The 22,923-nt window shown below is 44.2% G+C and carries 26 protein-coding genes, 1 tRNA gene, 1 pseudogene and 1 other annotated feature (1 of these 29 cut by a window edge); of the genes and pseudogenes, 7 read left to right on the top strand and 21 right to left on the bottom strand.

The annotated features are described in order from the left end of the window. From folD to H6F44_RS00210, 7 genes are all read right to left on the bottom strand, one after another. Nucleotides 1–190, bottom strand: the 5' end (the start) of a protein-coding gene (gene folD / locus H6F44_RS00240) for a bifunctional methylenetetrahydrofolate dehydrogenase/methenyltetrahydrofolate cyclohydrolase FolD (protein ID WP_190348912.1). Its footprint begins 674 nt before the window's first position; only the first 190 of its 864 coding nucleotides appear in the window; it begins with the start codon at nt 188–190; the stop codon falls past the left edge of the window. 6 nt (nt 191–196) lie between these two features. Further along, nucleotides 197–775, bottom strand: coding sequence for a slr1601 family putative cell division protein (locus tag H6F44_RS00235; RefSeq protein ID WP_190348911.1), 579 nt, complete (start codon nt 773–775; stop codon nt 197–199). Between the two features lie 49 nt (nt 776–824). Continuing rightward, nucleotides 825–923, bottom strand: coding sequence for a photosystem I reaction center subunit XII (gene psaM / locus H6F44_RS00230; RefSeq protein ID WP_190348910.1), 99 nt, complete (start codon nt 921–923; stop codon nt 825–827). Nucleotides 924–1,063: 140 nt separating this feature from the next. Further along, nucleotides 1,064–1,285, bottom strand: coding sequence for a hypothetical protein (locus H6F44_RS00225; protein WP_190348909.1), 222 nt, complete (start codon nt 1,283–1,285; stop codon nt 1,064–1,066). An 86-nt stretch (nt 1,286–1,371) separates the two neighbouring features. Next, the gene (locus H6F44_RS00220) at nt 1,372–2,859 is read right to left on the bottom strand and encodes a glutamate synthase subunit beta (RefSeq protein ID WP_190348908.1); all 1,488 of its coding nucleotides are present in this window, start codon (nt 2,857–2,859) and stop codon (nt 1,372–1,374) included. Between the two features lie 560 nt (nt 2,860–3,419). After that, on the bottom strand, nt 3,420–4,961 hold the full coding sequence (locus H6F44_RS00215) for a protein kinase domain-containing protein (protein ID WP_190348907.1): 1,542 nt from the start codon (nt 4,959–4,961) through the stop codon (nt 3,420–3,422). Nucleotides 4,962–5,072: 111 nt separating this feature from the next. Beyond that, nucleotides 5,073–6,653, bottom strand: coding sequence for a glycoside hydrolase family 10 protein (locus H6F44_RS00210; protein ID WP_242016371.1), 1,581 nt, complete (start codon nt 6,651–6,653; stop codon nt 5,073–5,075). Nucleotides 6,654–6,830: 177 nt separating this feature from the next. Between H6F44_RS00210 and corA the strand changes: the two genes are divergently transcribed. The 4 genes from corA (at nt 6,831) to H6F44_RS00190 (ending at nt 10,708) form a co-directional block, all read left to right on the top strand. Beyond that, nucleotides 6,831–7,985, top strand: coding sequence for a magnesium/cobalt transporter CorA (gene corA / locus H6F44_RS00205; protein ID WP_190348906.1), 1,155 nt, complete (start codon nt 6,831–6,833; stop codon nt 7,983–7,985). A 30-nt stretch (nt 7,986–8,015) separates the two neighbouring features. Continuing rightward, complete coding sequence (locus H6F44_RS00200) at nt 8,016–8,813, top strand: RsmE family RNA methyltransferase (RefSeq protein ID WP_190348905.1); 798 nt, start codon at nt 8,016–8,018, stop codon at nt 8,811–8,813. Then, complete coding sequence (locus H6F44_RS00195; protein ID WP_190348904.1) at nt 8,810–10,165, top strand: gluconeogenesis factor YvcK family protein; 1,356 nt, start codon at nt 8,810–8,812, stop codon at nt 10,163–10,165. The genes H6F44_RS00200 and H6F44_RS00195 overlap by 4 nt, the downstream gene beginning before the upstream one ends. Before the next feature lie 78 nt (nt 10,166–10,243). Then, the gene (locus H6F44_RS00190) at nt 10,244–10,708 is read left to right on the top strand and encodes an ATP-binding protein (protein ID WP_190348903.1); all 465 of its coding nucleotides are present in this window, start codon (nt 10,244–10,246) and stop codon (nt 10,706–10,708) included. A gap of 9 nt (nt 10,709–10,717) precedes the next feature. On the opposite strand, the gene H6F44_RS00185 is transcribed toward H6F44_RS00190, so the two are convergent. The 14 genes and pseudogenes from H6F44_RS00185 to rplS all read right to left on the bottom strand — a co-directional run bounded on the left by H6F44_RS00185 (nt 10,718) and on the right by rplS (nt 20,252). Beyond that, nucleotides 10,718–10,942, bottom strand: coding sequence for a hypothetical protein (locus H6F44_RS00185; RefSeq protein ID WP_190348902.1), 225 nt, complete (start codon nt 10,940–10,942; stop codon nt 10,718–10,720). A gap of 8 nt (nt 10,943–10,950) precedes the next feature. Next, nucleotides 10,951–12,882: a transglycosylase domain-containing protein gene (locus H6F44_RS00180; protein WP_190348901.1), complete on the bottom strand. Its 1,932-nt coding sequence runs from the start codon at nt 12,880–12,882 to the stop codon at nt 10,951–10,953. A gap of 117 nt (nt 12,883–12,999) precedes the next feature. After that, nucleotides 13,000–13,272 (bottom strand): annotated as a pseudogene (gene hisE, locus H6F44_RS00175) (phosphoribosyl-ATP diphosphatase); the annotation flags it as partial. Between the two features lie 2 nt (nt 13,273–13,274). Continuing rightward, the gene (locus tag H6F44_RS00170; RefSeq protein WP_190348899.1) at nt 13,275–13,448 is read right to left on the bottom strand and encodes a type II toxin-antitoxin system HicB family antitoxin; all 174 of its coding nucleotides are present in this window, start codon (nt 13,446–13,448) and stop codon (nt 13,275–13,277) included. Between the two features lie 180 nt (nt 13,449–13,628). Continuing rightward, nucleotides 13,629–14,885 carry a DNA cytosine methyltransferase gene (locus H6F44_RS00165; RefSeq protein ID WP_190348898.1) on the bottom strand — a complete coding sequence of 419 codons (1,257 nt, stop codon included), beginning with the start codon at nt 14,883–14,885 and terminating at the stop codon, nt 13,629–13,631. Between the two features lie 47 nt (nt 14,886–14,932). Continuing rightward, on the bottom strand, nt 14,933–15,700 hold the full coding sequence (locus H6F44_RS00160) for a hypothetical protein (protein WP_190348897.1): 768 nt from the start codon (nt 15,698–15,700) through the stop codon (nt 14,933–14,935). A 228-nt stretch (nt 15,701–15,928) separates the two neighbouring features. After that, nucleotides 15,929–16,321: a 50S ribosomal protein L7/L12 gene (rplL, locus tag H6F44_RS00155; RefSeq protein ID WP_190348896.1), complete on the bottom strand. Its 393-nt coding sequence runs from the start codon at nt 16,319–16,321 to the stop codon at nt 15,929–15,931. Nucleotides 16,322–16,452: 131 nt separating this feature from the next. Next, nucleotides 16,453–16,980 carry a 50S ribosomal protein L10 gene (rplJ, locus tag H6F44_RS00150; RefSeq protein ID WP_190348895.1) on the bottom strand — a complete coding sequence of 176 codons (528 nt, stop codon included), beginning with the start codon at nt 16,978–16,980 and terminating at the stop codon, nt 16,453–16,455. 90 nt (nt 16,981–17,070) lie between these two features. Next, nucleotides 17,071–17,207, bottom strand: a sequence feature (ribosomal protein L10 leader region). Nucleotides 17,208–17,300: 93 nt separating this feature from the next. Beyond that, a complete protein-coding gene (rplA, locus tag H6F44_RS00145; RefSeq protein ID WP_190348894.1) occupies nt 17,301–18,014 on the bottom strand; it encodes a 50S ribosomal protein L1 in 714 nt (237 codons plus the stop codon). Between the two features lie 131 nt (nt 18,015–18,145). Continuing rightward, on the bottom strand, nt 18,146–18,571 hold the full coding sequence (gene rplK / locus H6F44_RS00140) for a 50S ribosomal protein L11 (RefSeq protein ID WP_190348893.1): 426 nt from the start codon (nt 18,569–18,571) through the stop codon (nt 18,146–18,148). Between the two features lie 113 nt (nt 18,572–18,684). Further along, on the bottom strand, nt 18,685–19,323 hold the full coding sequence (gene nusG, locus H6F44_RS00135; protein ID WP_190348892.1) for a transcription termination/antitermination protein NusG: 639 nt from the start codon (nt 19,321–19,323) through the stop codon (nt 18,685–18,687). Beyond that, nucleotides 19,323–19,574 carry a preprotein translocase subunit SecE gene (gene secE, locus H6F44_RS00130; RefSeq protein WP_190348891.1) on the bottom strand — a complete coding sequence of 84 codons (252 nt, stop codon included), beginning with the start codon at nt 19,572–19,574 and terminating at the stop codon, nt 19,323–19,325. Before secE ends, nusG begins: the two co-directional genes overlap by 1 nt. 103 nt (nt 19,575–19,677) lie before the next feature. Next, nucleotides 19,678–19,750, bottom strand: a tRNA-Trp gene (locus tag H6F44_RS00125). 139 nt (nt 19,751–19,889) lie between these two features. Then, a complete protein-coding gene (gene rplS / locus H6F44_RS00120; RefSeq protein ID WP_190348890.1) occupies nt 19,890–20,252 on the bottom strand; it encodes a 50S ribosomal protein L19 in 363 nt (120 codons plus the stop codon). A 141-nt stretch (nt 20,253–20,393) separates the two neighbouring features. Between rplS and H6F44_RS00115 the strand changes: the two genes are divergently transcribed. From H6F44_RS00115 to H6F44_RS00105, 3 genes are all read left to right on the top strand, one after another. Further along, a complete protein-coding gene (locus tag H6F44_RS00115; protein ID WP_190348889.1) occupies nt 20,394–20,843 on the top strand; it encodes a DUF3531 family protein in 450 nt (149 codons plus the stop codon). A 57-nt stretch (nt 20,844–20,900) separates the two neighbouring features. Beyond that, a complete protein-coding gene (gene gloA, locus H6F44_RS00110; protein ID WP_190348888.1) occupies nt 20,901–21,299 on the top strand; it encodes a lactoylglutathione lyase in 399 nt (132 codons plus the stop codon). Between the two features lie 81 nt (nt 21,300–21,380). Then, entirely contained in the window at nt 21,381–22,751 is a 1,371-nt protein-coding gene (locus H6F44_RS00105; protein ID WP_190348887.1) for an SGNH/GDSL hydrolase family protein, read from the top strand. Nucleotides 22,752–22,923: the final 172 nt, after the last annotated feature.

The following is a 22,923-nucleotide window of genomic DNA, read 5'->3' as shown; positions in this document are numbered from 1 at the left end:
ATGCAATGCCCACTTTGTGGCAAGCTGTTTCTTTGTTCTTAACATAGGCGGCGCTGGCTGGGTTATCACCTACCATTAATACTGCAAGTCCGGGAGCGCGACCATATCGGTGCTTTAGCGCGGCAATTTCCGTGGAGATTTCTGCCTGTATTTTTTTAGCAAGAGCCTTGCCATCAATAATTTTTGCCATGACAGCTTAGGGTTTTTGTTTTGGACTAATTTTTTGCGCGGTAGTGGTCGTAGTTATTATTCCGTCTGTATTAGGAGAAGCTACTTCTGATGGATCTAATAACTTAATTGTGATTTGATTGTGTTTGATCCATCCTTGATTTCTTAGTAATAACTCTTGCGATTTGCCAGAGTTAAGGGTTTGAGGTAGTTTGTCTCTTAAACTATTAACCCTTTGTTCTACGGACTTGACTTCAGTGTTGATTTCATCGAGTCGGTCTTTCTGAGATGAGTGATACGGCAGAAGCTTGGCGATCGCGGCGATCGCTGTCATTGATAGGGCGATGTTTACGGCAATGACGACCATTGCTTCAATTGCTTTGGTGCGGCAGTATTTATCTCGGTTGCGTTGGATATTTTGAGAAACTGCTGTGCTGTAATCGTTGATTTCTCTGGGATTAGCTTGGTTGTTTAGGGAGGTTGTAAGATTGCGGGGCGAAGTCACGCTCACAACCCGCTTCCCTCCCTGCATACTAAGGGCTGGCTGATTGGCTTTCCTTGATACTTGTGGCGGGAAGTTGGGATATATGTTTCGCTTAGCAACCATTTACAACCTCTAGGTTTCAAAAGTTAAGATAGGTAAATGATTTAGTTAACTAAGAGTCGGCAAGAGCGGAGCCCAGTAAAGCAGCAAGTACGGCAGGAACTAGGGCAACTACTAATGCTGTGAAAACCTGAGTATCTGAAAGATTCATATAATTTCTCCTTAGATAGTTATTTATGGGTGTATTAATTTGATATTAACAATACACCGTCATATCCAAAATGAATAGCGGTTATTGACAAAGTTTTATTGATTTACGCTAAAACTCTGTCGTTACTTTGCAAGAACTTGTTAGTAACTGTCGGTTTTGTTGACGGTGTTGTTGATCAATTGTTGATTGGCTTGGTTGAGTCGTTCGGCAATCGCTTCGCGGAGGTTGCAGTCTATATGAGAATCGGCGAGAACATCTTGAGCCATTTCTCGATATTCGGCACTGGTGGTTAAATCAACCTGATCAAGTTGATTGAGATTCTCGAATACAGTTTGGGGGGATACTAAAGTATTTGTTTCCATGATTAGTTGTTGATGAAATTTGACTGGATCTGCAATGCTGAAGTATTAACGTAATTGCTACTTCAACATTGCGAAAATTGAGATAGCTAGGCAGGTAAATCTGTGTCACCCATGAGGTAGCGATCGCATTCACGGGCTGCCCCACGACCTTCGTTAATTGCCCAAACTACTAGGCTTTGACCACGGCGACAGTCACCTGCGGCAAATACTTTGGGAACGTTGGTCAAAAATTTACCATGATCGGCTTTAGCGTTATTGCGAGCATCTTTGCTTACACCTAAGGCATCAAGCAAAGGCTGTTCAGGGCTGAGGAAACCCATTGCTAACAAAACCACTTGAGCAGGGATAATCTTTTCTGTGCCAGCTACCTGTTTAGGAATAAACTGCCCTTTTTCGTTGCGTTCCCATTGCACTTGTACAGTATGAACGGCTTTGACCTGCCCGTCCGCGTCTCCTTCGATCTTAGTGGCTGTAGTAATGTAAGCTCTAGGGTCGTCACCAAACTTAGCACTTGCCTCTTCTTGACCATAGTCCATTTTGTAAACTTTAGGCCATTCGGGCCAGGGGTTGTCCTTGGCGCGGGTCAATGGGGGTTTGGGCATGATCTCTAGTTGGACAACGCTGTTGCAGCCGTGACGAATGGAAGTACCTACACAATCAGTGCCAGTATCGCCGCCACCAATGATCACCACATCTTTACCTTGGGCGGAAATGTAATTTTGATTGGGTTGACCATCAAGTAGGGCTTGAGTGTTAGCGGTCAGGAACTCCATGGCAAAGTGAATACCCTTTAGTTCTCTGCCTTCAATTTGCAGATCGCGAGGCTGAGTGGCTCCTGTACATAAAACGATCGCGTCAAAATCATTGAGTAGCTGTTGGGGGGGGATGTCTTTGCCAATTTCGGTGTTGCAAACAAATTTGATTCCTTCCTGCTCAAGGAGATGCAGACGGCGCATTAATACCTTTTCCTTGTCTAGTTTCATATTAGGAATGCCATACATGAGCAAGCCACCAGGGCGATCGGCTCGTTCATAGACTGTTACCCAATGTCCTGCTTTGTTTAGCTGTGCCGCCGCACTTAGTCCTGCGGGACCTGAGCCAATGATGGCAATCTTTTTGCCTGTGCGTTTGGTTGGTGGTTCTGGTACAATCCAGCCTTCTTGCCAGCCTTTGTCGATGATGGAGTATTCAATATTTTTGATGGTTACGGGCGGGTTGGTAATGCCCAAAACACAGGAGCCTTCGCAGGGGGCGGGACAGACGCGACCAGTAAATTCGGGGAAGTTATTGGTTTTGTGGAGCCGATCCAGAGCTTCGCGCCATAGTCCGCGATACACTAGATCATTCCATTCAGGGATGAGGTTGTTGATGGGACAGCCGCTAGCCATGCCACTGATCAGGTTGCCTGTGTGGCAAAATGGTGTGCCGCAGTCCATGCACCTTGCGCTTTGATTACGCAGGTTTTCTTCGGGCATATGTAAATGAAACTCGTCCCAATTTTTAATGCGATCGCTTGGGTTAGTCTCTGATGGTGCTTCTCTGCTGTATTCGATGAATCCTGTTGGCTTTCCCATGGGCTTACTTCTTTGGGTGATGGCAAATATTTTGATAAGGTTTATTGTGAAACTGCTTATCTAAATTCGGATTAAATATAGGTATTTCTTTAATATTGCTTTTGTACTGTTTTGAATTTTCGTGAGATACACTCACAATGCGCTGTATTACCGTGGATGGCGATTGAAAAGTGAGGTATAGTTATCTAAATATGTAGCGAGGGATATCTATACCTCACAACCTGCCTCATAGATCATGGGGGAGCATGATTTCGAGGCATTGATGGTCCTTGCGGAGCTGAATATAAACGCGATTGTTGCTGCGGCGCGAGCATTTACAGCAAAAACTTTGGCTGTAAGTACAAGGATTACAACATGGCGATATTTCCGCAAGATAAACTTATTTGCTTGTGCTTCTGTGTATTCTTGGGTGTATTTTTTTGTGTATTTTTGTGGAGTCAGTGAAAGTCTGATCTCAATCGGGGCTTGAAGCTTTGACGCATGAATTTTAATTTTTTGTTTTAATCTATTCCCTACTTTATAGATTAGCACAATATTTTGAACAAAATGCGCTCTAAATTTTAGAAACACCTGTATAAATTTACTAGTCGATCTGAGGTTTTGCTGGTGTAGTTGTCTAGGGCTTTGGTAGATAGTTCGCGAAATAGAAATGGGAGATGACCTGTGGGAGGAGCTTTGAAGTTTGGCTGCCTACCTTCGAGATATTCCCAGCGCGATGTTTGTCGATTATAGACAGTGTTGATGGCTAATTCGCCTGATGGTTTTAGCCATCCGATGGTTTCATAGGTTTTGCGAATATCTTTGAATGTGCTTTCATAGATTTTCTTTTGAGCAGTTAGCCCTTGTCTGCCGTTAGTGGCTTGTGTCCATAGTTGATCAGTGAGGATGATCTCGGCACAACTAATGCGATTAAGCTCGTCAGGATGAAAAGTGCCATCTTTAAAGGATTGACTGCCTGCGGCACGAAGTAGGATTAGGTTTGTGGTTTGATCTGCGGATTCCCAGTCTTGATCTTGGAGTTGTTTGCGTAATTGATCAAAACTGATGGGATCTTGATCTAGGCTAGTTGAGGGTTTTGATGGTTGAGTTGTTGGTATCGTTTGAGGTGTTGATGGTTGGAATGACAGGGGACGATCGCTGGTTTGATGAATAGCTTGATAAATGCCAATGGCGGCGAAGATGGCGGCGAAGACGATGATGAGCATCGATAAGCGTAGAGAGTGTTGAGTTTTTTGGGGCTGTCGATCATCAATAATCTTTGGGGATTCTGTGCTTAATTTCGGCAACCTACCTAGGTCTTTAAGCACTTCGGCAACGGTTTGATAGCGATCGCGGGGATTGCATCGGGTCATGCGATCAAGGACGGCAGCAAACTCGCGCCCCACCTGTCGCCCTGCATGGTTGCGCCAGACAATTTCATTGTCGCGATCGCGGGTAAATTGGCTAGGATGCTTGCCTGTGAGCGCTTGAAGTGCCACCATGCCGAGGGAATAAATATCGCTACTTGCCACCGATTGACCACGCTCCTGCTCATAGGACATATAGCCAGGTGTGCCAATGGGTAAAGTTACCCTTGATTTATGGTGGGCATTGGCAACTTCTATTTGTACTTGCTTGACTGTGCCGAAATCAATTAAAACAAGCTTGCCATCACTATGGCGGCGAATCACGTTACTAGGTTTGATATCACGATGAATAACGTTGTATTTATGGACAAAATTGAGGACTTCTAAGATTTCTTGGATCATCTTTGCCACTCTGGCTTCTGCCATACGGCTGCCAGGATGCATTTCGGTGCTGAGAGGATGCCCTGCAATATATTCTTGAACTAAATAAAATTCTTTGTTTTCTTGAAAGTATGCGTAAAGCTGGGGAATGCGATCGTGTTTTCCTAGTTCCTGTAAAGTTTCAGCTTCGGCTTTAAATAGCTCTAGTGCCTTTTGGGTGAAGATGGGGTCGTCAATGGTGGGATTGAGATGTTTGACTACGCATTTAGGATTTTTAGGCAAACGGGTATCTTCGGCGAGATAGGTTTGCGAGAAGCCGCCTTCTGCTAGTTCCACTTTGATGCGATATCTGCCGTCTAGTAACTTGCCAATCATATTGGGATTATACAGCGCTTTGAATTGGAGGGAAAACCCCGTAAACTTTTTGAAAACGATGCTAAGCGCCGCTTTCAAAAAGTTTTGCTATTTTTGTTAATTGGGTAATGGTTAATTGGGTAATGTGGGACTTTCCAAACCTGTGGCTGTACCTGCTTTGCGGAGGCGATCGCTGTCAGGCTCCATCCATGAATAGACAAAATGACTAATGCAGTTAATTTGCGGACTACGCGCTTTGATCGCTTGGGTTTGGATCTCATAGCTGGGATGTCCATCAAAACTTTGTCCCCAAGTGCCAGCTAAAACTGGACAAACGAGAGTATTGGGGGCTGACTGCTGTAAGACTTCGGCAACCTGCTCGGCAACGCACTTGCCATCGGCGCAAAGGGCATAGGTCATGGGGTGACGCTCCATAAAACTAGGAAAGCGTTCCCAAGGCTGCATTTTCGGGGCGACCTTATTGCCTTGGCGATCGTTGCCTTGGGGAAAAAAGACCGTGCCAATGGGGATATTATTTTGCTGAAGCGGTGTGGTAACTGCACTAACAAAATTAAGCACACCTTGATAAGCATGGTTAGTTGCCATATTCCAGAGAAAATTATTGGTGGTGATGGCAACTTGGCTAGGATTGGGGATCGGGTTGGGTTTGACCCGCATGGCATCGGCAAGCTTTTGTTCGGTGGCAATAACATCACTACCTGTAACTGCGCCGTTTGCGAGATATAGCTCCATGAGGGCGCGGACATGGCGATCGCCAATGCTATTGAGTAAGGTTGAGCGTGAGGATTGACCATAGATCCATAGCTGCTTAACATCATCGATGAGAGCGCCTGTGGCGTTGGTGGGGTAACGCACATAGTCAAATACCATGCCGTCAGGGTTGCGCTGCATCAAGGCTTTGACGGCAGAGATGAGATCATTGCGGGCGATCGGGCTGTAGGGATCAATGAATAGATGGTCGACTTCATAGGCATCTTCATAGAAGGCGCGACCGTTGGCAACTTGCTGACGATTGAAATTAGTATTGGCAATGCTATTTTCACCTTTACCGTTTAATGCCAAAGCCGATGCCTTGCCCCGCACCTCACTATAGCCATAGCCAAAGTTCATTGTAAAAGCCCAGCCATAGACTTTGATACCCCGCTCTTTGCCTAACTTTACGGCTTTTTGCCATAGATCGTAATCAGCAGAGACAGATCCCTCCTTAACCGCTTCTGCCATCACCGATCGCCAAGGGGTGGGATTATCACTGACGGGTAGTAATACGCGCCCATCGTAAAATACTTCGATAAAAACTTGGTTATAGCCGCGATTGACGATGCGATCGAATACATCTTCGAGAACCCCTGCTTTAGCATCATTGGCATAGAGGCGCAGCCAGGTGGCTTGGGTTTGAATGGGTTGGCGATCGCGGCAAGATTGCAGGTCAGCTTTGTGTTTTTGCAAAATAGCAGCGTAATCGGCTTGGGCTTTAATTTTGGCGTTGTCTGTTGTCTCCTTGACTAGAGCTAATTTCCGTAATTCATGCTTCCGTAAAATCTCAGCTTGGTTGACATCACAGCTAGGCTTACCCCAAAGATTTTTGTCAGGTAACGCTCCCGCGATCGCCTCAAACGTTATGCTGAACGGCATACTCATATATGCACCCATGTAAGCACAAGTGGCGATCGGCAACCATTTCCTTCTTATCATCACGGTTTATCACGTTAATTGGTTTGTCTATTTTATCGCTGCTGTGAACCCCAAAGAAACTTTAGCAAGCTTGGCTTTGCAGCGATTGCCAAAATTTATCTGCAATACTTCAAAGGCAAACGAAGATTAATGTGGCAAACTAACAGAAACAATTAACTATCATCTTGGCGCTGTGTCATGCTTCATAATCCCACTAGATTTAAGCCCAGTCCCATCGAAAAGGACTTTGAAGAGAATGATGAAGAATTAGAATTTTATGATTTTAATGAGCCTGAGCCAGGTAGTCCTCCAGGGACATTAATCATTGACGAAGACGCAAGCATTCCCAACATCTTTTTGATTGATTACAACGCGGATGAGGCGATCGGGGTGCAACTTAGTACGCCCGAAGACTGTATTCCTTATCTCGATAGCCAATCAGTCTCATGGCTGGATGTGCAGGGGCTAGGTTCTGAGGATGTATTAAAGCGGCTTGGCAAAGTTTTTAATCTTCACGAACTAGTATTAGAGGATATTGTGAATATTCCTCAACGCCCCAAAGTTGAGAGCTTTGCAGATCAAGAGTTGATCATTTTGCATATGGTGACAAGCCGTGATGATGGGCGTGGATTTTATGACGAACAGGTAAGCTTGATCTTAGGTAAAAACTATATTTTGACGGTGCAGGAAGAGCCTGAAAATGATGTGTTTGAGCCGATTCGCCAACGCATTCATCGCAATCGTGGGGTGATCCGATCGCAAAAGGCTGACTATTTGACCTATGCCCTGATCGATGCGATCGTGGATGGCTTTTTTCCTGTGCTTGAAGACTATGGTGAGCGGTTAGAGGATTTGCAAGATGAGGTTGTGGAAAATCCGACTCGCCAAACCCTTGATAAAATTCATAAAATCAAGCGGGAATTGTTACTACTGCGCCGTGCCATTTGGCCACAACGGGATGCCATTAATGCCCTAATTCGTGAAGAAAGCCCTTTGATCGATCGCCAAGTACAGATATTTCTACGGGACTGCTATGACCACACTGTACAGGTGATCGACATGGTGGAAACCTATCGCGAACTCGCTGCCAACTTAATGGATATTTACCTGTCATCTCTGAGTAATAGCACCAACGAGATCATGCGCTTTTTGACCGTGATCTCAACGGTATTTATTCCCCTCACCTTTATTTCTGGGGTCTATGGTATGAATTTTGATACCGATATCCCAGGAAATATGCCTGAATTAAAAATGCCCTTGGGCTACTACTTCTTTTGGTGCGTAATTCTGGCGGTGTCAGGGGGACTATTATTTTATTTCTGGAAAAAAGGTTGGTTATTTAGCCCGAAATAAGCCTAGATCACTGATTATAAGGATTAAGGGATGACACAGAAAACGCAAAAACGAAGACTGCAAAGGGTGACATTGCAACCACAGCAGGTCGAGTCTGGTTTAGGCATTAGTCAGGCGATCGCCTTAACTCCAGAACAAAGGCATTATCTGGGCAATGTGCTGAGGCTAGAACCTAATTCTGAATTTATTGCCCTTGATCGCCAGGGGGGGTGGTGGCTTGCCCAATTGACTAATAATTTAGATCGGGCGGACATTATTGCTCAACTAGAAAACAACTCAGAACTATCCGTGCCAATTACCCTTGGTATTGCCATGCCCAAGGGGAACAATATGGAGTCGGTGGTGCGTCAAGGCACAGAGCTTGGTGTCAGGCAAATTGTGCCATTATTTAGCGATCGCACTGTGATCAAGGTGGGTACTGATATCGGTCATCAAAAGCGTGATCGCTGGCAACGTATCGCAGAGGAGACGGCTGAACTTTCATTACGAAGTCATGTGCCGAAAATTATGATCCCCATGAGCTTTGAGCAGTGGTTAGCCCAAATCACAGCAATATCTCCAGATCGCGCCAAATATCCTAAATATATTTGTGTCACCCATAGTGGTGTACCGCATTTGTGGACAGGGTTACAAAATAATTGTGGCACAGCGTTTTCACAAATCGCGATCGCCACAGGTTGTGAAGGTGGTTGGACAGAACGGGAAGAGGCAAAAGCGATCGCCGCAGGGTTTGAGCCAGTAAGTCTAGGCGATCGGGTGTTATCGGCTATCACTGCACCAGTGGTAGCATTGTCCATAATTGGCGCATTTCTAGATAGTGACAGATGAAAACCACAAAGAAACCTCAAGCTAGGCGCTATCGCCCTATCGACAAATCCACGGTTAGGCATAAAAAATGGCTACGGGGATTACAGTGGTTGTTGCCAGGACTATTGGTGAAGCGATGGCTATTTGTCAGCATTATTGGCGTTATTTTGATCGTGCTTGGCATTGCGATTTCCGCAAGGCTGACCCCAGTTTTATTTATCTCCCGCCTGATTGGTAATGTCCTTGATGCTTTAGTGACGATTCTGCCCCGCAATCTTAGTGCGCCCATCGCCTTGCTTGCGGGGTTTGTTTTGCTTTGGGTGGGGCAGAAACGCGCCCTTGGTTCAATTACCCAAGTTCTCTTGCCAAATCAAGATCGGGAGTTACTCGATTTACTCGTTTCCCATCGCAAGCTAAATCGAGGGCCCAAAATTGTGACCATCGGCGGCGGCACGGGGATGTCAAACCTATTACGCGGTCTCAAGCAATATAGCGCCAATATTACGGCGATCGTCACTGTGGCTGATGATGGCGGCTCCTCAGGCAGGTTGCGCCGCGAGCATGGCGTGCTGCCTCCCGGAGATATTCGTAATTGTTTGGCAGCCCTCGCCGATGAAGAAAAACTGGTGACAGAGTTATTTCAATATCGCTTTCAAAATGGGGAAGGACTCTCAGGGCATAGCTTTGGCAATTTATTTCTAACCGCGATGAGCGAAGTCACGGGGGATCTGGAAAAGGCGATCGCCGCTAGTTCTCAGGTGTTGGCGGTGCGGGGGCGCGTCTTGCCTGCCACCCTTGACCATATGGTGCTATGGGCAGAGATGGAGGATGGGCGTTATGTCGAGGGTGAGTCCAATATCCCCAAAGCAAAAGGGCGCATTAAATATATTGGTTGCCAACCTGAGAATCCCAAGGGCTTACCACAGGCGATCGCTGACATTTATGAAGCAGACTTGATTGTGATTGGTCCTGGCAGCCTTTACACCAGTATTATTCCTAACCTGCTTGTCCCTGAAATTCGTCAAGCGCTGCGCGATCGCCGCGTTCCGTCAATCTTTCTCTGTAATATTATGAGTCAGGTGGGCGAAACCGATGGCTATCGAGTATCTGACTATGTGCGAGTATTAGACGAAGTTGCAGGCTTGCGCCTATTTGATGTCGTGCTAGTGCAGAAACATTTGCCCTCACAGCGCTCATTAGATCACTATGCTTCCTTTGGTTCACACTTCACTGAGTTAGATCGTGATAACCTTATTAATATTGGCTGTGCCGTGCTGACTGCCAACGTCATGAAAGAAAAAAGCAACGCAACTGTTTGTCATGACTCAGATAGCCTTGCAGGTGCAATCATGCGTTGGTACAACCGTCAATAATTTAGCCATATTTGACTATAATCGACTGCATTTGACCATATTTACGCTGCTAATCTTAAACTTTTAGACAAACCCTCAGTGTCATACAAATATCATATTCAACTTAATAGTGATATTTACGAGCTTACTAAGCTACAAGCTTGGTTTCAGCAGTTTAAACCTTTCTTGCCAAACATCACTTGGATGCAATGCAATCTAGTTTTGGTTGAAGTGTTTACCAATGTTGTATCCTATGCCCACGAAGGAATGCCCCAAGAAACACCCATCGATATTGAAATTAAAATCCATCCTATATCTAAGGATAGCGGCATGATCGAGCTAAGAATTTGGGACTGTGGGCAATCATTTGATCTAAATGCTGAAGTTGAAAAGGCGACTTGTCGAATGCAACGTTCTCAGGACAATCTCAACATTGACGATATTCCCACGGGCGGCAGAGGTCTATACATTGCTAAAACTGTAGCCGATCATATTAACTACGAATCAGACGTTGATGGGCGCAACTGTTTTGTAATGACCAAAAATTTTCCTAGACCCACCTAGAATAAGCTGCTACCGTTTTAACCACAGGATAAAAGCCAGCAGCAATACAGGTAGGGTAATTAAATATAAGGCGGTTACATTGATCACATCGGCATTGGCTGCACTGTCCAGAACTAGTCCACCAAGCAACGACCAGCGCGGCATGATGTACTTAATAATTGCTGAGGCGATCGCCGAATACAATAACAATTGCAAAATATAAACAATTCTAGGTAATAGGTTTGACTCTTGCATGACTTGACCTAGCTTTTCTTCTTACCGCTTTCTTTGTCTTGGATTTCACTTGGAACAGGGAACTGCTCAATCGGCTGCCCTGCCAATGCCCTTTCCATAAATTTCCGCCAAATCGGTGCAACATATACACCACCCGTAACCCCATTTGCCATCGGCGAATAGTCATCATTGCCGATCCAAATCGCCACCGATAACTGCGGCACATAACCCACAAACCAAGCATCACGGAAGTCAGAGGTTGTGCCTGTTTTGCCTGCGGCAGGGCGACCATCAGACAGTTGCGCTTCTGTAGCTGTGCCACTGGTAACCACGCTTCGCATGGCATCGGTTAGATAGGAAACTGCGACTGGATCAAGGATTAATTCGGGTTTAGGCGTATTGTCAAGAATTAAATTGCCATTGCGATGGGTGACACGGGCGATCAAGGTGGTTTTAGATTTGTACCCGCCACTAGCAAACACTGCATATGCCCCCGCGACTTCCATAGGTGTAACATCGGCAGAGCCTAGGGGTAATGAGACAACAGGGAGCAGAGGGCTATTAATGCCTAATTTACGACAGAGGGCAACCACATTGTCATTCCCCACCTCTAGGCCTAGCTTGATTGCAGGAATATTGCGGGAGACAGCGATCGCTTGCCGAATAGTCATCGACCCTGAAAATTTATTGTCATAATTGCGAGGAATATAAGGCTCATCACCATCGGGGATCGACATGGGACTATCATCAATACTAGAATCAGGGGTATAGTTGCCAGTGGCAAAGGCAGCATAGTAAACAAAAGGTTTAAAAGAAGATCCTAACTGCCGCCTTGCCAGTACAGCACGGTTAAACTGATTTTTGTCAAAGTCACCGACACCGCCCACCAAAGCTTTCACAAATCCACTGCGGGGATCAACTGCCACCAATGACAGCTGATCGGCATAGGCTCCGCGATCGACTAATTCTTGATGTCCCGCCGCCGCTTCTTCCTCGGCGATCCGTTGAAGTTTGAGATCGATCGTGGTGTGTACCCTGAGTCCGCCCTGCAAAACGACCTCACGCCCAAATTTTTCTTCGAGCTCCGCAGTTACTGCCTGTGACACATAGGGAACGCGACTAGCTTCATAGGAAATACCCTGTTTCTTGATAGTTAGCTTTTGCGCCCTTGCCGCCTTGACCTCCGCAGGCGTAGACCATCCTAGTTCTAGCAATCGATCTAAAACTAAAGCTTGGCGCTTTTTTGCTTCTGTGTAATTATCGGCAGGGTTAAATACAGATGGGGCTTGAATTGTTCCTGCTAGCATGGCAGCCTCTGCTAGGTTAAGATCTGCCGCCGATTTTCCGAAATAGTTTTGCGAGGCTGTTTCTGCGCCATTGGTATTTCTGCCCCAAAATACTTGATTGAGGTACATTTCTAAGATCTGCTCTTTCGAGAAAACCTGCTCAACCCGCATCGCTAAAACTGCTTCAGCAACTTTGCGGTTAAGACTGCGCTCGTTGGATAGGAATAAATTTTTGACTAGTTGCTGAGTTAAGGTTGAGCCCCCTTCAACGGTTCCGCCAGCACTATAATTTGCTAGAATTGCGCGACCAATACCACTGGGATCAATACCCTTGTGGGTATAGAAGTATGCGTCTTCCATTGCCAGTACCGATTGCTTGAGGTGTGGCGATATGCGATCAAGGGGAACAACCTCCCGATTAACATCCCCATGCAGTCGGGCAATCAGACCACCATTAACATCATAAATGTAAGTAGTTTCTACAGGTACATAGCCTTTGAGTACTCTAACATCAGGCAGATCGCGAAAGCTAAGGGCTAAGCCCACTAGACTACCAGCCACTGCTGCACCACCAATCATGATTACGCCCAACAAAGTGCCACTAACAGCCTTGAGCGTACCTTTGATAATACTGCCTGTAAGCGATTCAGAGCGCTCTATACTATTCGATGCCACAGCAATCTACCCTTTATACAACTAATTGGTAATCTTACTGCATTAAACAGAATTTCGCATCTAGCCAGCTACATTCACTTGACTGAAACCTAAGCGAATCTAACTAAAAAAGAGGAGCTAACGCCTTTGGGCTAGTTTGTCATATACCAATTGCAAATCAACATGGTGGTGGGCGATCGCCACAAGGGTGTGATAAAACAAGTCGGCGACTTCAGAGGCGATCGCATCAGGATCATCATCCTTGCAAGCCATTACCACTTCGGCAGACTCTTCACCAATTTTTTTTAAAATCTTATTATCACCACCCGCAAATAGCTTGCAGGTGTAAGAAGTTTCTTGCGGATTTTCGCGGCGATCGACAATCACCGCAAATAATTCTGATAAAGGATCATTCATATTGAGTTTTGTGTCTTTTGTGTCTGTAAATAAAGTTCTATAGCTTCACAAATATTTCTTAAAGCATCTTCTTGAGTAACACCAGCAGACATGCAGCCAGACAACTCTGGACACCAAACTGCCCAATCATGGGTTTCTGGATCGGGTTCAAGCACAACTCGCCATTTCATAGTATTTATTGATATTTTCGTGATCAATGTATTCTTAACCACTATAGTAATAAAGCATACTCAAACCAGAAAAGAAAGAAGCATTAATCAGATTTCCCCTTCCTTTTCTAAGTTTATTTAAAAAATACAATAAATTTAATCACTAAATTTAATCACTTGACAGTTACAGAGTAACCTTGTTTAAGTTTGTAAACCAGGAATTATTAATTGAATAAGAGGCGATTTCTGTTGTGATTTTAGAGGTATTTTATTTTCTAAAGTCGCAATCGCGCAACGACCGATATGATAGGCTAAATTGACTGGAACAGCATTACCAATTTGCTTGTACTGGCTTGATAGATTTTTGCTAAACTCCCAATCATCGGGAAATGTTTGAATCCTTGCATATTCACGTACCGTTAATGGGCGAGTTTCATCAGGATGACAGCGCTCCGTCTGGGTTTGTGCTGGGCTACAAGTTACCGTTAAAGCAGGTTCATCCCATGATAAACGTTTGGCAAAACCCGTTCGTCCCCCCCCTTGATAATAGCTGTTTTTCATATATTCTTTTTGTACCTCAATCGGTAAATCCCGCCAATTGCCCCCTGGCGGAACCTGTTTCATAATAGTGTATTTACGCTTATTGTAAATTAATCCTGACGAAGCGGGGCAATTTTTTAACGCTTCTCTAAGGGAAATTATATAATCATTTTCGGTTGGAAAGATTGGTTGTAAGTTTAAATCTTTGCGCGTGGCAATAATAAAAAGTCGTTCTCGCTTTTGTGGTACATCCAAAAATTGCGCTCTGACTACCTGATACTCTGTATGATAGCCTAGGTCTTCAAGAACATCTAACATGATCTGAAGGGTTTCTCCTTTGTTATGAGTCAATAATCCTTTCACATTTTCCGCGATCGCTATCTTGGGTTGGACTTCTCGAAGACAACGAGCAAACTCAAAAAACAGCGTGCCGCGTGTATCTTCCAAACCACGGCGATAGCCCGCATGACTAAAAGATTGACAGGGAAAGCCACCCGCGACAATCTCAATTTTTTGATAAAATGGTGAGAAATCGATCGTTTTTATATCTGCCCCAATAATTGGCCACTGGGGACGATTTTTTCTCAGAGTCTCCAAACAGGCACAATCGTATTCCACTAAAAGCTGATGCTGAATACCCGCATTTTCAAACCCTAATGCTAGTCCACCCGCCCCCGCAAATAATTCAATGGCATTAAGTGCTGTTTGCGTTGGAGCCTTGAGAATTTTGTAAGAATTCTGAAAGATTTTACCGTGCTGCCGTTGATAAAAAGCGTTAATTTCTTCCAGATCAAACACACGTTTTTTATTACAATCGCCTAGATAACTCCTGATCAGTTGCTTCTTTTCCCATGTATAAATATCACTGGGCTTTACTCCCAATGTACTAGCCGCAACTTCTAAACTGACTGCTTTCATAAAGTCAAATCACAAAGATCGTAAGTATTACTTTAAGCGTACAATCATCACTCATCATAGAGTTCTTGCTCAATATCTCGTAAGGTGGCAGCAATTTTATTGAGCATCTCGGAATAACCAATACCAATTTTAGACCAAAATGATTCACCAACTTCTAGCCGAATTCCTGCTGCTTCAGCTTTCTTCTTACTTGGATTTGTACCTGCTCCCATATCCAAAGCAGCGATAAACATAGAGCGAGGATGAATCCGTAATTCATTAATACTCCTAGATCCCTGGCTTCCAGTTAGTGTATCTTTTTTCGTCTTCATTTGTCCATAATATAAGTCTGTCTGCCAAAAAACAATGAAATCGATTCCTTTTAGGGAAATACTTAGCTCGGATTCAGGGTTAAAGATGTAGGGACTCAGATTTGCAATTTCTTCAATTTTATGCCCTAGATTCTCAGAAATAACGCGAGTGTATATGCTTGAAAGATAAAGTTTTCTACATCCAGCGAATTCAAAAATATTACTGAATCGCTGATTTTTAGCATTTTTTTCTGTTTGATCTGAGAGTGTTTTTGTGTGTAAACCCTTTAAAATTTCTGCTTTGAAGCGAGTTAGTATGGACTCAGTTCCTTGTTGGATCTGTTCTTTGTCGATTGTAAAACTTACATTATTGAAATAGTCTAGAAGTAGTGGATCAAGCGCACGGGCAACTTGATAAGTATGCCTTAACTCGGCATCGTTCGGAAAATCTGAAGGCAATATAATCTGATCTTTTTGTTGTTGGATGATTTGTTGCCATTGCGATCGTTCTATTTTTTGACCCATAATCTCTATGTTTTGTATAACTTAGTAACTAGGACAAATTAGCCCCGTGAAAACTATGGTTAGCGCTGCGATCACTGAAAAAAATAACAAAGCATACTCAAAACAGAAAAGAAAGGAGCATTAATTAGATTTACCCCTTCCTTACAGAAAAGAAAGGAGCATTAATTAGATTTACCCCTTCCTTTTCTAAGTTTATTTAGTGTTTAGAGCTAGACAACCGTTAAGTAGTTACTTGACAGAAGCCTTACCACCAGCTTCAGCGATTTGTTTTTGGGCGGCTTCAGCATCAGCTTTAGGCATACCTTCCTTGACAGTTTTAGGAGCAGATTCAACCATTTCCTTCGCATCCTTCAAGCCCAAGCCAGTGATTTCGCGAACGATCTTCAAGACGGCAATCTTCTTGTCAGCAGGAACTTCGTCAAGCACCAAGTCGAAAGCAGTCTTCTCTTCAACTTCTTCAACCGCCGCCGCAGCGCCAGCAGGAGCAGCCATCATCATTCCGCCCACAGGAGCCGCAGCCGAAACGCCAAAGGTTTCTTCGATCGCCTTGACCAACTCAGAAGCTTCAAGAAGGCTCAAAGCTTTAAGCAATTCAATGATTTGAGCAATTTTTTCAGACATAGTTTTTCTCTTTAGTTAATTTAGTGGTTGATGTTCTTTAGCTTTTGGCTATTAGCGATTAGCTATTAGCTTTTTGGACTTTCATAGGTTGCATAGCTAACAGCTAAACGCTAGTAGCTAACAACCCAAACTTAAGCAGCTTCTTTTTCGGAAACAGCCTTGATAGCGCGTCCCATAGACTGCGGTACTTCTTTGATGCCGATCGCAATTTTGGCGGTGACAGCATTGATTGCACCCGCAATTTGGGCGATCAGTACTTCCTTAGGCGGTAAGTCGGCGATCGCCTGCAAGTCTTGAGGGCTTAAAGCCCGACCTTCTAGGACACCGCCGCGCAGTTCGGTCTTCTTAGATTCCTTTTGAAAAGCTTGATAAGCCTTCAATGCGCCGCCAATATCATCTTTGACAAATAGGCAGGCTGATGGGCCAGTGAGAAAGCCTGATAGGGGCTGCCATTCTGGTACATCGGCAATCGCCTTTTTCATCAAGGTGTTTTTGGTAGTTCTGCATACCGCGCCGCAGGCACGGAGCGATCGACGGAGCTTCGTGATCTCTGCCACCGACAAGGTTGCGTAATCGATCACCATGACCATCTGAGTTCCTTGAAACTCTTCAGCCATTTCTCCGACTAATACTTTTTTCTGCTCTAGGGTCTTACCCATATATTGTTCACCTCTCTGTGATTAGAGTGATTATTTTTTGGAAATCAGTCGATGCAATTTCTTCGACTGATTTCGAGATTTGCGAATTTTAAAGTCATTAAAAAAGCCTCGTTCTTTCACAGACCGAGGCATAAAAGATATTCAAAAAAGAAAATCTCTTGAAAGTCACCTCGGCAGGAATTTAAGCCATTAGCACCTGCTGTCTTTGGAGCTATTTAGTTGTGGAAATTTTGATTCTCTAGGCTCTTACAACCATCTAACTTAGCTTTTAAAAACGAACTTTAAAACCTTTGTGCCGCCCACTTATGAACTAAGAGGGACTAAGCTTCTGTCAACTTGAGATCGCGTAAGGCGTTTACATCAACCTCGATCGCGGGTCCCATAGTTGCAGATACATAGACTGACCGCCAATAGCGACCCTTAGCGCCCGATGGACGGTTACGATCTACGGTTTCTTGCAAAGCTTTGAGGTTAGCAAGTAAGTCATCGGCAGAAAAAGATGCTTTCCCAAATAGGATATGCACGATCCCAGTACGATCAGCACGGAATTCTAGCTTACCAGCTTTGAACTCATTAATTGCACCACCTAAATCAGTAGTTACCGTACCACCCTTGGGCGAAGGCATCAAGCCTCTAGGTCCTAGCAACTTACCGAGCTTTGCCACTTGGGGCATCATGTCAGGAGTCGCAATTAGCAAGTCAAAGTCCATGCGACCTTTGCTGATTTCATCGATCAATTCCTCAGAACCTGCAATGTCTGCACCAGCAGCAGTTGCTTCAGCCACCTTTTCACCACGGGCGATAACAGCAACGCGAATGGTCTGTCCAGTCCCCTTAGGTAGGGTTACAGTCGTCCGCAACTGTTGATCTGCATATTTAGGATCAATACCCAGCCTAACATGGGCTTCTACGGATTCAGGAAACTTAGCCGTTGCCGTTGCCTTTACTAACTCTAGAGCCTCAAGGGGAGCATAGGCACGCTCTTCAACCTTGCTTTGTGCTTCTCTGAGTCGTTTTGATATTTTTTTAGCCATGATTACTCCTATGGGGTGCGATCGGAAAAACTATTTCCTCCCCCAAATTAAAGTTTGTTGGAAGTTTGTTGGAAGTTTGCTTGATATTTGTCAGAATTTACTGGGAAATTATTTGAAGTTGCATTAAAAACTTAAGCAGCGATAGTCACGCCCATGTTCTTAGCTGTACCTTCAATAATCTTCATTGCCGCATCAATATCATTGGCATTGATATCAGGCATTTTGGTTTCAGCAATCTGACGTAACTGATCCCTAGTAATTGACCCAACTTTCTTACGGTTCGGCTCTGCGGAACCTGAAGTAATACCTGCCGCTTTTTGGATTAGAACCGATGCAGGAGGTGTCTTAAGAACGAAGGTAAAACTACGATCTTCATATACCGATATCTCTACAGGAATGACCATACCAGCTTGGTCAGCAGTACGGGCATTATATTCCTTACAAAACATCATGATGTTTACACCATGCTGACCGAGGGCGGGACCAACGGGTGGGGTTGGGGTTGCCTTGCCAGCATTGAGTGCTAACTTAATAATTGCTGTAACTTTTTTAGCCATGGTTTTACCTAGCCATTTTTAATAGCTACTCAGAAATAATTACGAATTTTAATGACCAATTTACGTTGATGTTCAAGCTTAACTCATTCACCACATAGGTTTTTGAGTTGAGTTTAATTTTGCTTTTGTACTTGATTGAACTCTAGCTCAACGGGAGTATCTCGTCCAAAAATTGATAGCAAAGCCTTGAGCTTACTACGCTCTGGACTAACTTCGACCACTTCTCCCTCAAAGTCCTTGAATGGTCCGTTTAACACCTTGATTTTATCGCCTTGAGCCATGTTGATTTTTAAAACTGGCTCCTGTTCGATGGTGACACGGAAGATCCTTTCAACTTCTTTTTCAGATAGAGGACGAGGCTTGACGTGACCACGACCACGACCATAGTGGCGCTTCTGCTCTGTACCTACAAAGTTAATGACGTGAGGAGTACTCTTCACGGCTAACCAAGCATCATCATCGACCTCTAACTGCCCGATTTCGTTTCTGACAGTCTTAATCTGGATTAGTACATAGCCTGGAAAGATTTTTTCTTCAGAGTTGAGCCTAGTGCCGTCTTTCCGAAGCTTTACTGTTGGTGTTTGAGGTATCTCAATTTGCTTAATCCTGTCCTCAACATCAAGGGTTTTGATGCGTTGTTCTAGGCTTGATTTAACCTTTTTTTCACAACCTGAAGCAATTTGCACGGCATACCATTGAAATAGTACCTCCGATCGCTCATCGCTCAGTAGTTGGTCATCATCGGTAAACATTATTGAAACACCTGCAATGCGATCGCCTTAAATAAAGCATCAATCAGATACACAAAGGTAGCTACAGCCACAATCATCAAAAGCACCGATGCCGATTCACTAATTAATTGTTGGCGGGTGGGCCAGACAATTTTGCCAAATTCAGCTTTGGATTCAGCAAGCAACTTGGTCACTCCAGCCGAATCAGGTTTTTGATCTGATTCAGACTTGTTTATTTCCTTTGGTTGCTCTTTCAGTTCGTTCTTTGTCATAGTGGCAACTCTTGCAATCCCTTTGCAGATCTATAGTGAATGCAGTTACTTTTAGGTTATCGGTAAATGTAAAGTGAAACCTAGATTTCTAGATTTGGTGAAGCGCGCCCTGGAGGACTCGAACCTCCGACATCAGGTTTTGGAGACCTGCGTTCTACCAACTGAACTAAGGACGCACGCGGCTAAACAAGATTTTGAATCAAACCTGTATTTTGGATCAACTACATATTGGAATGTGTTTAAACATTCGTCATGATTAATTGATACCGCTTAGCATTTAGTATAACCATAAAATGGCCATAAAACAAATTGGCTTTACAGAGGACGATCAAATCTTTGTTTGAGGCGAGTTGCTTTACCAACTAGGTCGCGTAGATAATAGAGCTTGGAGCGACGTACTTTGCCACGACGAATCACTTTGATGCTCTCAATTTGCGGAGAATGTAGCAAGAAGGCTCGCTCAACTCCTACTCCTTGAAATACTCGACGCACGGTAATGACGGAGTTAATGCCAGAACCACGCATAGCAATGATTACGCCTTCGTATGGCTGGGTACGTTCTTTGCCGCCCTCTTTGATCCTAACGCCAACCTTCACAGTGTCTCCCACATAGATTTTGGGGAGATCCGTTTTGATGTACTCAGCTTCAATGGAGCGGATGATTTCAACAGCGTTCATAAGGAATGCCAAAAAAGTCGCGATCATCTATGTTAGAGCATTGATGATTTAATGTCTATGTTTTTGTCAAAATTTATTAGCATTTCACTACAAAGCGCTGTAAATTGATTTTGTACTCATGTCTATTTTGTCAGAAGCCCCATGGAAGTTAGATTTCGCGAATGTGACTGGTTTGATCTGTGGATTTGGATAGAGTTTAGCGAGGTTCCTTCGCAGTCGGAGAAACAATTGTTGGAGGAGGTATTTAATTCTTGGTTTTTGCTGGGTAAGTTGGGTGGTTTTAATGCTTGCAATATGCAGGTGCAGGAGACGGGGGTGGATGTGAGCTATTTTGATTATGACAATCAGGCGGCGGAAGATGAAATGATGTCGGTGATGCACAATATGGCGGATATAGAGTATGAGAATCAATGGGCAAGAATTTGGGTGGACTTGGGGACATCGGATGCGATCGCCATTGATACGTTGGTAAATGCGATGCGGCAGTTTGATCGGGAGTATGTTGCTATTAATGAACTAATTATTGGTGGGCAAAATTCTGATTGGTTAGTGGAGCCAAAAAGTTTGGATGATGAAGACTATGACCGATAATAGTTAAGTGTGGTGCAAAGGCATCATGTCTAAGAAATTTATAGGTGGAGGTCAAATATGCGGATCTTACATACAATGCTGCGGGTCGGAGAACTAGAGCGATCGCTTGATTTTTATACTAATGTGCTGGGAATGCAGTTGCTACGGCGCAAGGACTATCCTGCGGGGCGATTTACTTTAGCTTTTGTGGGATATGGTGATGAATCGAGCCAAGCTGTAATTGAGCTAACCCACAATTGGGATACCGATGCTTACGAAATCGGTACTGGTTATGGGCATATTGCTTTAGGTATGGAAAATATTTATGCTGCCTGTGATGCAATCCGTGCTAAAGGTGGCAAGATTAGTCGTGAGCCAGGTCCGATGAAGCATGGTACTACGGAAATTGCTTTTGTCGAAGATCCTGATGGTTACAAAATTGAATTAATTCAACTTAAAAATAGTGAAAAAATTTAAGTTGGCTGAAGAAGCTAATTTTTCAAGCCTTCTTGTTTTTCTTGATTTATTCCTGTAAAAACCCACAAATATAGTCCTGTCATGCGTAAATACCGATATACTCCCTCTTGGCAAGCCAAGCGTAAATCTTGGTTGCGAAATACTTTGTTAATTGTTGTAATTGCTTTGCCATTATTGGTGCTGATGGCGGAGTTGATTGCACGAGGGGCGGTATTGGCAACAGGGGGAGTCAATCAGTTAACTCCTAACAAGACTATTGCGATCGCCCAGTCCTATGCCTTTAGATTGCAGGATAGCAATGGTAATAATTATCCAGGGCTACCCGATGCAGGCAAATTGCGGGTGCGGCGTAGCCCTTTGCTGGGCTATGAGCTATTGCCTGATCAGAATAGTGAATTTTGGCAGGTGAATGCTCAAGGGTTCCGTCAAGATTCGGCTGTACCATTGGATAAGCCTGCCAATGAGATTCGAGTATTTTTGATGGGAGGATCAACTGCCTTTACGAATATGGCGGAGCAGAATCAAAAGGCTTTGGCATTTAAGATCGAAAAATTGCTAAATGATCGAGTTCGCGCTCAAAACAGTAACCCCGAAAGATTTAAGCCCAAGGAGACCCCCTATTTTGCCGATCAAATTGAGTCAATGCAAGCTTTGCCGCCGCGCATTCGGGATGGCAGCTATCGGGTAATTGCGGCGGCGGTGCCTGGTTATGCTTCGGGCAATGAGTTGGCTTTGCTTGCCCATCGCGTCATGGCTTATAGTCCTAATGCATTAGTGGTTTTGGATGGCTATGAAGATATGCGATCGCCTAGCAATCAGGTTGCCAAAGAAATCGGTAATATTGATCAACTGTTGCGTGATCCCATTGCCCAATATCGTCAGCACCAAGGGCAGCAATTTAGTAATTGGCTTAACTCCTTGTATTTAGTCAAAGCTTGGCAAAAGTGGGTTGCGCCCGCCAGTGTGACTACATTTAGTTCTGACTATCAAGTTTTTAGCGCTGATCAGCTAAGCAAGGATGCTAATGAATCTCAAGCCAGACTTAATCGTTATTTGGTAAATGTTCAGCAAATGGCAAAACTGGCGAATAATATTCCTATGATCTTGGTCTTGCAGCCAGAAATTACGGGTAAGCTGAAGTCTTTGACAACTGATGAAGAAAATATCTTGCAAGCATTGGGGAATGACTATCGCGATCGCGCGATCGCGTCCTATCAATTGGCGAATCAGTCGCTCAATGGCAAGTTAGGTGCGACTAAATTTCTTAATTTCTATCAGTTGTTTCAAGACAGTAAGCAACAGGCATTTATTGATCCCATTCATTTAACTGAAGTGGCTAATGATCTAGTGGCAAAACGGCTTTATGACAATCTCGAACAGCTATTTTTAGTACAACCAGCGCCAAACCCTCTAAACCCTGAAGCTGTGCCTCCCCAACGCCCATTAAGCTAATCGTCCCAAACAAGGAAATGGCTATGCCGTATTCTTGTGTAAAACCTAGCGGCAACCTTATGTTTTTTGATCGGCAACTGCCATAGGTCTGACTTAGAAGCATGGAGTTAGTTAACCCGTTTCTTTGGTAAGCTATTGGCAGTATCCATTTTCATCCTTTGCAATAGTTTCA

It is taken from the genome of Pseudanabaena cinerea FACHB-1277 (genome assembly GCF_014696345.1).
Taxonomy (GTDB): Bacteria; Cyanobacteriota; Cyanobacteriia; order Pseudanabaenales; family Pseudanabaenaceae; genus Pseudanabaena; species Pseudanabaena cinerea.
This window is presented reverse-complemented; position numbering and strand designations above follow the sequence as displayed.

What these genes read in the sequence shown, in the direction of transcription:
- gloA (WP_190348888.1), top strand. Translation starts at nt 20,901, where the DNA reads ATGCGGATCTTACATACAATGCTGCGGGTCGGAGAACTAGAGCGATCG.
- H6F44_RS00225 (WP_190348909.1), bottom strand. Translation starts at nt 1,285, where the DNA reads ATGGAAACAAATACTTTAGTATCCCCCCAAACTGTATTCGAGAATCTC.
- rplS (WP_190348890.1), bottom strand. Translation starts at nt 20,252, where the DNA reads ATGAACGCTGTTGAAATCATCCGCTCCATTGAAGCTGAGTACATCAAA.
- psaM (WP_190348910.1), bottom strand. Translation starts at nt 923, where the DNA reads ATGAATCTTTCAGATACTCAGGTTTTCACAGCATTAGTAGTTGCCCTA.
- nusG (WP_190348892.1), bottom strand. Translation starts at nt 19,323, where the DNA reads ATGTTTACCGATGATGACCAACTACTGAGCGATGAGCGATCGGAGGTA.
- corA (WP_190348906.1), top strand. Translation starts at nt 6,831, where the DNA reads ATGCTTCATAATCCCACTAGATTTAAGCCCAGTCCCATCGAAAAGGAC.
- H6F44_RS00105 (WP_190348887.1), top strand. Translation starts at nt 21,381, where the DNA reads ATGCGTAAATACCGATATACTCCCTCTTGGCAAGCCAAGCGTAAATCT.
- secE (WP_190348891.1), bottom strand. Translation starts at nt 19,574, where the DNA reads ATGACAAAGAACGAACTGAAAGAGCAACCAAAGGAAATAAACAAGTCT.
- H6F44_RS00160 (WP_190348897.1), bottom strand. Translation starts at nt 15,700, where the DNA reads ATGGGTCAAAAAATAGAACGATCGCAATGGCAACAAATCATCCAACAA.
- H6F44_RS00235 (WP_190348911.1), bottom strand. Translation starts at nt 775, where the DNA reads ATGGTTGCTAAGCGAAACATATATCCCAACTTCCCGCCACAAGTATCA.
- H6F44_RS00115 (WP_190348889.1), top strand. Translation starts at nt 20,394, where the DNA reads ATGGAAGTTAGATTTCGCGAATGTGACTGGTTTGATCTGTGGATTTGG.
- H6F44_RS00200 (WP_190348905.1), top strand. Translation starts at nt 8,016, where the DNA reads ATGACACAGAAAACGCAAAAACGAAGACTGCAAAGGGTGACATTGCAA.
- rplJ (WP_190348895.1), bottom strand. Translation starts at nt 16,980, where the DNA reads ATGGGTAAGACCCTAGAGCAGAAAAAAGTATTAGTCGGAGAAATGGCT.
- H6F44_RS00170 (WP_190348899.1), bottom strand. Translation starts at nt 13,448, where the DNA reads ATGAAATGGCGAGTTGTGCTTGAACCCGATCCAGAAACCCATGATTGG.
- H6F44_RS00210 (WP_242016371.1), bottom strand. Translation starts at nt 6,653, where the DNA reads ATGATAAGAAGGAAATGGTTGCCGATCGCCACTTGTGCTTACATGGGT.
- H6F44_RS00215 (WP_190348907.1), bottom strand. Translation starts at nt 4,961, where the DNA reads ATGATTGGCAAGTTACTAGACGGCAGATATCGCATCAAAGTGGAACTA.
- H6F44_RS00185 (WP_190348902.1), bottom strand. Translation starts at nt 10,942, where the DNA reads ATGCAAGAGTCAAACCTATTACCTAGAATTGTTTATATTTTGCAATTG.
- rplL (WP_190348896.1), bottom strand. Translation starts at nt 16,321, where the DNA reads ATGTCTGAAAAAATTGCTCAAATCATTGAATTGCTTAAAGCTTTGAGC.
- H6F44_RS00195 (WP_190348904.1), top strand. Translation starts at nt 8,810, where the DNA reads ATGAAAACCACAAAGAAACCTCAAGCTAGGCGCTATCGCCCTATCGAC.
- rplK (WP_190348893.1), bottom strand. Translation starts at nt 18,571, where the DNA reads ATGGCTAAAAAAGTTACAGCAATTATTAAGTTAGCACTCAATGCTGGC.
- H6F44_RS00220 (WP_190348908.1), bottom strand. Translation starts at nt 2,859, where the DNA reads ATGGGAAAGCCAACAGGATTCATCGAATACAGCAGAGAAGCACCATCA.
- rplA (WP_190348894.1), bottom strand. Translation starts at nt 18,014, where the DNA reads ATGGCTAAAAAAATATCAAAACGACTCAGAGAAGCACAAAGCAAGGTT.
- H6F44_RS00165 (WP_190348898.1), bottom strand. Translation starts at nt 14,885, where the DNA reads ATGAAAGCAGTCAGTTTAGAAGTTGCGGCTAGTACATTGGGAGTAAAG.